At 41.6% G+C, this 9,145-nt stretch carries 11 protein-coding genes; 8 read left to right on the top strand and 3 right to left on the bottom strand.

The features are described 5' to 3' along the window. Positions 1-55: 55 nt before the first annotated feature. Positions 56-523 carry a transcriptional regulator ArgR gene (gene argR, locus L650_RS0112685; protein ID WP_004587918.1) on the bottom strand — a complete coding sequence of 156 codons (468 nt, stop codon included), beginning with the start codon at positions 521-523 and terminating at the stop codon, positions 56-58. A 225-nt stretch (positions 524-748) separates the two neighbouring features. On the opposite strand from argR, the gene mdh reads away from it, so the two are divergent. Continuing rightward, entirely contained in the window at positions 749-1,681 is a 933-nt protein-coding gene (mdh, locus tag L650_RS0112675; protein WP_004587919.1) for a malate dehydrogenase, read from the top strand. Between the two features lie 94 nt (positions 1,682-1,775). Here mdh and ispB read toward each other — a convergent pair whose 3' ends face one another. Then, entirely contained in the window at positions 1,776-2,747 is a 972-nt protein-coding gene (gene ispB, locus L650_RS0112670) for an octaprenyl diphosphate synthase (protein ID WP_029773346.1), read from the bottom strand. A 421-nt stretch (positions 2,748-3,168) separates the two neighbouring features. Here ispB and rplU point away from each other — a divergent pair, with 421 nt between their 5' ends. The 7 genes from rplU (at position 3,169) to L650_RS0112635 (ending at position 8,826) form a co-directional block, all read left to right on the top strand. Next, positions 3,169-3,480 (top strand): 50S ribosomal protein L21, encoded by a 312-nt coding sequence (gene rplU / locus L650_RS0112665; RefSeq protein WP_004587921.1) that lies wholly within the window; start codon positions 3,169-3,171, stop codon positions 3,478-3,480. 16 nt (positions 3,481-3,496) lie between these two features. Beyond that, positions 3,497-3,754, top strand: coding sequence for a 50S ribosomal protein L27 (rpmA, locus tag L650_RS0112660; RefSeq protein ID WP_004587922.1), 258 nt, complete (start codon positions 3,497-3,499; stop codon positions 3,752-3,754). A gap of 136 nt (positions 3,755-3,890) precedes the next feature. After that, the gene (gene cgtA, locus L650_RS0112655) at positions 3,891-5,012 is read left to right on the top strand and encodes an Obg family GTPase CgtA (RefSeq protein WP_029773345.1); all 1,122 of its coding nucleotides are present in this window, start codon (positions 3,891-3,893) and stop codon (positions 5,010-5,012) included. Positions 5,013-5,084: 72 nt separating this feature from the next. Then, positions 5,085-5,576 (top strand): type 3 dihydrofolate reductase, encoded by a 492-nt coding sequence (gene folA, locus L650_RS0112650; RefSeq protein ID WP_029773344.1) that lies wholly within the window; start codon positions 5,085-5,087, stop codon positions 5,574-5,576. Between the two features lie 78 nt (positions 5,577-5,654). Next, positions 5,655-6,032, top strand: coding sequence for a DUF3718 domain-containing protein (locus tag L650_RS0112645; RefSeq protein ID WP_004587925.1), 378 nt, complete (start codon positions 5,655-5,657; stop codon positions 6,030-6,032). Positions 6,033-6,356: 324 nt separating this feature from the next. Further along, entirely contained in the window at positions 6,357-8,282 is a 1,926-nt protein-coding gene (locus tag L650_RS0112640) for a methyl-accepting chemotaxis protein (protein WP_029773343.1), read from the top strand. 70 nt (positions 8,283-8,352) lie between these two features. Further along, positions 8,353-8,826, top strand: coding sequence for a peroxiredoxin (locus tag L650_RS0112635; RefSeq protein ID WP_029773342.1), 474 nt, complete (start codon positions 8,353-8,355; stop codon positions 8,824-8,826). 44 nt (positions 8,827-8,870) lie between these two features. Here L650_RS0112635 and L650_RS23820 read toward each other — a convergent pair. Then, positions 8,871-9,145: PPC domain-containing protein (locus L650_RS23820; protein ID WP_174380509.1), on the bottom strand; the 275-nt coding region annotated here is incomplete at its 5' end.

The following is a 9,145-nucleotide window of genomic DNA, read 5'->3' as shown; positions in this document are numbered from 1 at the left end:
AAGCCGATATGGGCTCAGCGTTTTTTGCGCCGTCAGTTAGTTTTTTAAAACAGCTTTAAACCGTATCAAATAAAATACGTACGCGCTCTAGTGTAATGTCTATTTCAGATATTTTTGCTGGCGCAATAAAAATAGTGTCATCTCCGGCAATTGTGCCCAATACACCATCCGCTTTGCCTAGTGAGTCTAATAAGCGGGCAATTAACTGCGCAGCGCCTGGGCTGGTGGTTATAATAATCATCATTTCGTTATGCATAATATCAATAACAAGCTGGCGTAGTGGGCTTTTAGCAGTCGGTACGCCCATTTCTGCGGGTAGGCAATAAACCATTTCTTGTTTAGCATTACGGGTACGCACAGCGCCAAACTTGCTAAGCATGCGCGACACCTTACTTTGGCTTATATTGTCAAAGCCTTGCTCTTTTAATGCTTCGACTATTTCGCCTTGCGAGCCAAAGTTCTCTTCTTTTAAAAGTGCTTTAAACGCTTTTACCAGCGCTTCTTGTTTGTCTTGTGGTTGCATAGTCTTTATTCATTTTTGTTATTTATAATGCAAATTCTACACAAAAATGAATAATTATGCAGCAGTTGTTTAGTTAACTTGCCAGTTTGCTGCGATAAACCAACAAAGTTTACAACTATGGTCGAAAATATACCTGAAATAAGCAGGATAAATTTGTTTTTAGTCGCTAATTTCATTATCTTAAGAGCCACAAATATTTCCTACCTCAAATTACGGAGAATTCCAATGAAAGTTGCTGTATTAGGTGCTGCAGGCGGTATCGGTCAAGCGTTGTCTTTATTATTAAAAACAGGCTTACCAGCTGGTTCTGAATTATCACTTTACGATGTTGCACCAGTTGTACCAGGTGTTGCGGTTGACCTATCTCACATCCCTACAGATGTTAAAGTGGCAGGTTTTGGCGCAGACGATTTAAATAAAGCGCTTGAAGGGTGTGATATCGTACTTATCCCAGCGGGTATGCCACGTAAACCAGGTATGGATCGTGCGGATTTATTTAACGTAAACGCAGGTATCATCAAAACATTAGCAGAAGGCATTGTAGCTAGCTGTCCTAAAGCGTTAGTGGGTGTTATCACTAACCCAGTAAACGGCACTGTGCCAATTGTTGCTGAAGTATTCAAAAAAGCAGGTACTTACGACGCTAAGCGCGTATTTGGTATCACTACGCTTGACGTAATTCGTTCAGAAGCATTTGTTGCTGAGCTTAAAGGCGTAGACGTAGCAACCGTTAAAGTACCAGTAATTGGTGGCCACTCTGGCACAACCATTCTACCTCTACTTTCTCAAGTTGAAGGCGTAAGCTTCACTGAAGAAGAAGTAGCTACACTTACTCCACGTATCCAAAATGCAGGTACTGAAGTAGTAAATGCTAAAGCGGGCGGTGGTTCAGCTACATTATCTATGGGTGCTGCTGCAGCACGTTTTTGTATGTCTTTAGTTAAAGGCCTACAAGGTGAAGACGTAGTAGATTACGCATACGTTGCTGTTGAAAATGGCGATGCAGAGTACTTTGCTCACCCAGTACGTTTAGGCACAAACGGCGTAGAAGAAATTCTTTCTTACGGCGAGCTAAGCGCATTTGAAGAAAAAGCTAAAAACGACATGCTTGAAACTCTGAAAAAAGACATCAAAGAAGGTGTTGATTTCATGGCGTAATAGCCAAGTTATGCACAAAAAAGCCTGCTTATGCAGGCTTTTTTATTGCTCGAAAATTATGGCCCTTAAATACTGATTAAGGGAGGCTGCAAAGTTAGTGATCTCGCTCTACAGCTATACGCGCTAAGCTGATTAACGCTTGCTTGTACTGCGACTCTGCTAAAAAGTCTAAACAGGCAATGGCCTTGTCTGCTTCTTGCTGCGCCTTTTGCATTGTAAATTCAAGTGCGTTGGTTTGTTTAAGTGCCGTTAAAATAGCCTCAAGGTTATCCATACCATTGCAATGCTCAATGGCATTACGAATAAGGGCTCTTTGCTGATCACTGCCGTGCTTCATCGCATATATTAGCGGCAAGGTTGGCTTACCTTCTGCTAAATCATCACCAATATTTTTACCTAATTGGTCAGCGTCTGCGTTGTAATCAAGTACGTCATCAACTAACTGAAAAGCAGTACCTAAATGCATACCATATAAATTAAGCGCATTTAACACACTGTTATCTTGCTCGGTAATAATAGCTGCAAGCCCTGTAGCGGCTTCAAATAATTTAGCCGTTTTAGAGTAAATAACCTGCATGTAACTTGCTTCGGTGGTATTAGGGTCGTTGCAATTCATAAGTTGCAATACTTCACCCTCAGCAATCACGTTGGTGGCATCAGCAAGCACTTGCATAATTTGCATTTTGCCCAGCCCCACCATAAGTTGAAACGAGCGGGTGTAAATAAAATCCCCAACCAGCACGCTGGCAGCATTACCAAATTCGGCATTTGCAGTCGGTGTACCACGGCGCAGGTTAGATTCATCAACAACATCATCATGTAATAGTGTTGCAGTATGAATAAATTCAACAATCGTTGCCAAAGTAATGTGATCTTTACCTTGGTAACCCAAAGCTCTTGCTGCCAATATTGCCAGCATCGGGCGTACGCGTTTGCCGCCGCTGTTAACGATGTACAAACCAAGTTGATTGACTAACGCCACATCTGAGCGCATTTGCGCGTGTATAAGTTGATTGACGTCATTCATATCGCTTTCGATTAACGCCTGGATAGCTTTTATATCCATTGATCTCCGAGCCAATTTTTATGTGTGAACGGCGCCGATTGTACAACAAAAAAAGCACTAGCTCGATATTTTGTGACGATTCATTAAAAAAACCGAGTTAAAAACCTTAATTAGCGCTTAATTAGGGTATTTAATTGTATATTTCACACTCAAAGCGCGACTATTTATTGTGCAGTCAATGGGTTCTGGAGTAGGCATAGCGACACGTAAATTTATTTTGTCTTTGCACTAAAAAGCGCTTGGCAACAGGGCAATTTAATATAAAATGGGGGAAATATTGAATTGCTCTCAATGCAGCTACTTTTTATTCATTTTAATTACAAAATAGGCTTGCTAGTTTTTATGCATTAGCGTAAACTTCGCGCCCTATCGAAGAATATTTTAGTTGCGTCGATTTGAGGGCGCACAGACGGAGTTAATTATGTACGCGGTTTTCCAAAGTGGTGGTAAACAGCATCGTGTGACTGAAGGTCAAACGATTCGTCTTGAAAAATTAGACGTTGAAACTGGTGCAGCAGTTGAATTTGATTCAGTACTTTTAGTTGCTGATGGTGAGAAAATCGAGATCGGTGTACCGTTCGTAAACGGTGGTAAAGTAACAGCTGAGGTTGTTTCACATGGTCGCGGTGAGAAGATTAAGGTTGTTAAATTTAGACGCCGTAAGCATTCTCGTAAGCAAATGGGCCATCGTCAATGGTTCACTGAAGTTAAAATCACTGGCATTAGCGCTTAATTAGAGGTACTTAGAAATGGCACATAAAAAAGCAGCTGGTAGTACTCGTAACGGTCGCGATTCAGAAAGCAAACGCCTAGGTGTTAAGCGTTTTGGTGGCGAATCAGTTCTAGCGGGTAGCATCATTGTTCGTCAACGTGGTACTCGTTTCCACGCTGGCGCAAACGTAGGTATCGGTAAAGACCACACTATCTTCGCAAAAGCAGATGGTAAAGTTCAATTTGAACAAAAAGGTCCTTTAAACCGTAAATACGTAACTATCGTAGCTGAGTAATCAGTAAGGTAGTAAAAAACCCCGCCTTTGCGGGGTTTTTTGTTTTCAGAAACGTCAAATATATACCCAAGCCTGCATTTACGTTGGCTTGGGTATATAATAGTTAAATTAAAGCCAATCCCTAAAGTGAGTAATCATGAAGTTTGTAGATGAAGTAGAAATTCGCGCAGAAGCTGGTGACGGCGGCAGCGGNCCAGACGGTGGCCCGGACGGCGGTGACGGTGGAGACGGTGGTAGTGTTTATCTACAAGCTGATGAAAACTTAAATACCCTAATTGATTACCAGTTTGAGCGTTTTCACCGTGCCGAGCGTGGTACTAATGGTCAAAGCCGTAACTGTACAGGTAAAAAGGGCGAAGACTTGGTAGTAAAAGTACCTGTGGGTACACGTATTACCGACGTTGACACCCAAGAGGCGTTAGGCGATTTAACGCAGCATGGTCAAAAAATTGTGGTTGCAAAAGGTGGTTTCCATGGCTTGGGGAATGCACGTTTTAAATCAAGTACTAACCGTGCCCCACGTCAAAAAACGTTAGGTACACCAGGTGAAGTTCGTAACCTTAAATTAGAGCTTATGCTACTTGCCGATGTAGGCCTATTAGGGTTGCCAAATGCAGGTAAATCAACGTTTATTCGCAGTGTATCGGCAGCAAAGCCAAAAGTAGCTGATTACCCGTTTACCACGCTAATTCCTAATTTAGGGGTTGTGCGCCCAGAGGCTAACAAATCGTTTGTAATAGCCGATATTCCGGGCTTAATTGAAGGTGCCTCAGACGGTGCTGGCCTAGGTATTCGCTTTTTGAAGCATTTAGAGCGTTGTCGTGTATTGTTACACGTGATTGATGTTATGCCAGTTGATGGTTCAAACCCTGTTGATAATGCATTTGCCATTATTAACGAGTTACACCAATACAGCCCGAAGCTTGCAGAAAAGCCACGCTGGTTAGTGTTTAATAAAATAGACTTATTACCAGAAGATGAAGCGCAAGCTTTGTGTGAGCAAATTGCGCAAGAGCTAGGTGAAGAAGAAAACGTTTACCGTATTTCAGCAGTCAATAAGCTTAATACTCAGCCATTAATTCACGATATTATGGCATTACTTGATAGCATGCCTAAAGAGAAGTTCGTTGAGATTGAAGACGAAGAAGTTGAGTTCAAGTGGGATACTTATCATCAAAAAGCAACCAAAGGCGATGATGATGATTGGGACGACTGGGATGAAGACGACTACGATGTAGAAGTCGTCTACGAGCGTTAATAAAAAACATATTTTAAAAAGGAGCATAAGCTCCTTTTTTATTTTTTAAGAATAAAGTACTAGGTATTTGATGTGATAATTTCAATGATCGCCGCAATGGCAAACAACCGTGTAATTGGTCTTGATAATAAAATGCCGTGGCATTTACCCGCCGATCTACAGCATTTTAAAAAGGTAACAACAGGCAAACCTGTCGTTATGGGGCGTAAAACATTTGAATCGATAGGTCGTCCTTTACCTGGGCGTCGCAACATAATTATTACCCGTAATAGCCAGTATAGCGCTCAAGGTATTGAGACGGTCAGCACCCCAGAGGCTGCGCTAGAGCTGGTTAAAGCCGAAGAAGAGGTGATGATAATTGGCGGTGGTAATATTTATCAGCAGTTTTTACCAAGTGCCGATCGTTTATATTTAACCTTTATAGATTTAGAGGTTGAAGGGGATACGCAGTTTCCAGATTACCAAGCGGTAGCAACGTGGGAAAACGTCGACGAACAGGCAAATAAACCCGACGAAAAGAATCAATATAGTTATAAATTCGTAACTTTATATAAAAAAGATTAACATTATTGCGAAACTTACAGCAGGTTGGTACAATATTAGACAATCAACATAGGTAAAAAGTACCATAAAGGGTGTTTCATGTTTAAATTGTCAAAGCTAATTGTTATTACAGCCGTTGCTGCTGGTTCGTTAATGTATACCGTGCCTGCTAAAGCCAATGATCAATTAGCAGTATCTATTTGTGAATATATCGCAGCTGATGATAAAAACCGTTTACGTAGTAAACTAAAAAGCTCACGTGTAAAAATTCGCAATATTTACGATGCTATTCAATGTAATGGTAATAATTTACTTCGCCATGCTGTAGTTAGTAACGCTGTTGACTCGGGCGAGTACATAGTTAAAAACTTATCAAAAAGCGCACTGTCTGATGGCGCTGATATAGCATGGGCCGAAGGCAATGGCCACGGTGGCTCACCGTTAATTGCTGTAATTAAAGACCGTGCAGGCCTTTAATTATCACAATAAAATAAAAACCGCGCGAGTCGCGGTTTTTTTGTGCCTGGCGTTAGCTAATACGCAGCGCTTTAGTAATGGTGATAGCTGTATTAAGCCTCTTATAATTTGCACACCCAAGTGATGAAACTCTCACCTTGTAATTAACCTGTGTTTCTTATCTTTAATAGCATATAAATTAAGTCGGTTGGTTTAATAAAGGCACTGTATTCGCTAAGCCTTTACTCGTATATTTGGGGCAAATATACGTGTTTTCCCTGAGTTACATAAAATTGTCATAAATAGTTAATAGTCTACGCGCTTAAACAATAGGGGTTGTTATTTATGCGCGTATCATCTTTTACTCGGCTGTTAGCCATACTGTTAACATTGGCAAGTATTTTATTGGCCATCACACTATTTTGGGCAAGCCAAACTTTACTTAAGCTTGAGCAACAAGACAGCGCATACAGTAAATTAAAAAACACGATTTTAGTGGATTTAGCCGGTGGCTTAGGCAGTTATCTAGAACAAGGTGATAGCCAATACTTAAATCAATCATCAGCCCTAATTGAGCAAGTAAAAACACAGCAACTCACAGTACTCCCCTCGGTACTTGCCGAGCAATTAAATGAGCAGCTCAGCACGTTAGATACCGATATTAAAGGTAAGTACAGAGCGCTGGGTAAATTGTCGGGCAACGAAACGGCGTTACTTGATAATGCAATTCGCCAAATGGCCGGCTCAGCCTCGTCACTGATTGGTTATGCAAAAAAATCCCCTAATCAAAATAGCGATGCGCAAGCTTATTACACACTTGGCGCAGATTATTATAATGAGGTGACCAACCTTGCCTTATTTACTTATCAACTAATCGTAAGTTACGACAGCAATACTGAACAAAGTTTGCAGCAAAGTATTGCTAATTTAAATGCGTTAGCAGCCAAAATAGAGCAACTCCCTAATTTAGGTGTTATGAGCGAGGTTGACGAAGATGCTTTATTTTTTGACGAAGAAGCTGAAGATTTGGCCGATGAAATAAAATCTGAAATTACCAGCTGGCCTAACCGCTACCCCCGCGATTTAGCCAGTACTTTAGCGCAAGCTCAGCAACGTGAAGCGGGCACCAATGAATTGCGTGAGCAAATTAGCTTGCTCTCTAAAACCGTTATTAATGCAGAGCAGCAACTAAAACACGCACAAGGGGCGCTTAAAGAAAACGTATTTTGGGTATTTTGCTTTGCTATTGGCGCTTTGGTGATGCTAGCCGCGGGTGTTTATATTGTGCAGCGTAACCAAGTGCTCAACCCATTAAGGCAACTCAGAGACGGGTTTGCCTTTTTAATTGAAAGTAACGAGCTTAAAAACATTGAAAGTAAGAACCCAAAAACAGAGGTTGGCGAAATAGCCAGTTACTTTAATTTATTAATTGAGCGACAGCGCAAAGAGGCACAAGAGCGTGCCCAAATGCTAAAAGTGGTAAATGATTTTATGCAGCAAATGAGTGAGCATTTGCAAACTATTAGTCAAAAAGCGTCTACAAGTCATGGGCAAGTGGAGCAAAACCAACATTTGCTTGCTGATATTCAACAAATTGGCGAGCAGGTAAATAATATTAATGCCCAAGTGGCTGATAACGCCCAACACACTTTTAGTGCAATGGAGCAAAGTTTAGGCTTTGCACAAAGCATGCTAAGTGCCAGTTCAGACACGCAAACACGGGTTGAGCAAAGTATGCAAAACCTACAAGAGCTGCTTGCGGGGGTTGAAGGCGTTGGGCAAATTATTGAAGTGATCCGCAATATTGCCGATCAAACAAACCTACTAGCGTTAAATGCAGCAATTGAGTCAGCACGTGCTGGCGAGCATGGCCGAGGCTTTGCTGTTGTAGCTGATGAAGTACGCCAGCTTGCCCGTCAAACTCAAGGCTCATTGAGCGATATTAATGAGCAGCTCACACTACTGAGCGAAAAGTCGGGCACAGTATCTACACAAATTGCGGCCTTAGCAGATGGCGCGCAGTCGCAAACACAAAACGCGCAAGAGCTAAAAGTAAACTCAGAGGGCGTGGCCGATAACGCTCAGCAAGCCAACAAAGTGGCCTTTGAGGCCATGGAGCTGGCTAAACAGCAAAGTAATTTGCTAGATAACTTTAGCCAGTCAATGCAAAGTATGAAAGGCCAAGTAAGCGAATCAAGCTTACTTGTTGACGATATTCATAGCCAGTTACAACAGCAAATGCAAACCATAAAAGTAAACCTTGGCTTGTAAATACCTGCTAACACAAAGGTAATTAGCGTTATACTGTAGGCTCATTAATCAAATGCTTTAAGGATTTATCATGATTGAACAAGGTCAAACGTTACCCGCAGTTACATTAACGCAGCTAACAGACGAAGGCATGCAAACTCACACTAACGCTGAGCTTTTTAATGGTAAAAAGGTTGTGCTTTTTGCTGTACCGGGTGCATTTACGCCTACCTGTTCAAATGCGCATTTACCTGAATTTATAACCCTTAGTGATAAAATTAAAGCAAAAGGTATTGCGGCAATTTACTGTGTATCGGTTAACGATGCTTTTGTAATGAAAGCGTGGGGAGAATCTCAAAATGCCCAACAAATCGACATGTTAGCAGATGGCGATGGCAGTTTTACTAAAGCGTTAGGGCTTGATAAAGACACCGGCAGTTTTGGTGGAACACGCTCTACTCGCTATGCAATGGTAGTCGACGATAATGTAGTAACAGGACTGTTTGTTGAAAAAGACAAAGAGTTTTCAGTAAGCCGTGCTGAGTCTGTATTAGAAAAACTATAATCGCATTATTAAAGCCCTAAGTGCATGCACTTAGGGCCTTTTAATTATGGCTGGTATTGGCCACTTAATGTTAAACCCGAAAAGGTTCTGTAAGCGTTAACGCTTAAATGCCACGTACCCGCTTGCGGATTGCTAAACGTACATGTTTCTGCGTTACCGTTTTTATAAGGACGACAGTCGTAGCTAGATGCGGTAGGTTGGCTGCCAAACTTAACAAATAAGTCAGCATCACCTGTACCACCTGAGGTGGTGACTGTAAATGTGCTCATTCCTGCTGGCACATCTAAGGTATAGTGCTTCCAGTTACCTGTTGTAGCCG

Origin of the sequence: Pseudoalteromonas sp. TB51, assembly GCF_000498055.1 — a bacterium.
In the GTDB taxonomy this organism is placed as follows: domain Bacteria; phylum Pseudomonadota; class Gammaproteobacteria; order Enterobacterales; family Alteromonadaceae; genus Pseudoalteromonas; species Pseudoalteromonas atlantica.
This window is presented reverse-complemented; position numbering and strand designations above follow the sequence as displayed.

Coding starts and splice junctions, on each gene's coding strand:
- argR (WP_004587918.1), bottom strand. CDS start 523: ATGCAACCACAAGACAAACAAGAAGCGCTGGTAAAAGCGTTTAAAGCA.
- mdh (WP_004587919.1), top strand. CDS start 749: ATGAAAGTTGCTGTATTAGGTGCTGCAGGCGGTATCGGTCAAGCGTTG.
- ispB (WP_029773346.1), bottom strand. CDS start 2,747: ATGGATATAAAAGCTATCCAGGCGTTAATCGAAAGCGATATGAATGAC.
- rplU (WP_004587921.1), top strand. CDS start 3,169: ATGTACGCGGTTTTCCAAAGTGGTGGTAAACAGCATCGTGTGACTGAA.
- rpmA (WP_004587922.1), top strand. CDS start 3,497: ATGGCACATAAAAAAGCAGCTGGTAGTACTCGTAACGGTCGCGATTCA.
- L650_RS0112645 (WP_004587925.1), top strand. CDS start 5,655: ATGTTTAAATTGTCAAAGCTAATTGTTATTACAGCCGTTGCTGCTGGT.
- L650_RS0112640 (WP_029773343.1), top strand. CDS start 6,357: ATGCGCGTATCATCTTTTACTCGGCTGTTAGCCATACTGTTAACATTG.
- L650_RS0112635 (WP_029773342.1), top strand. CDS start 8,353: ATGATTGAACAAGGTCAAACGTTACCCGCAGTTACATTAACGCAGCTA.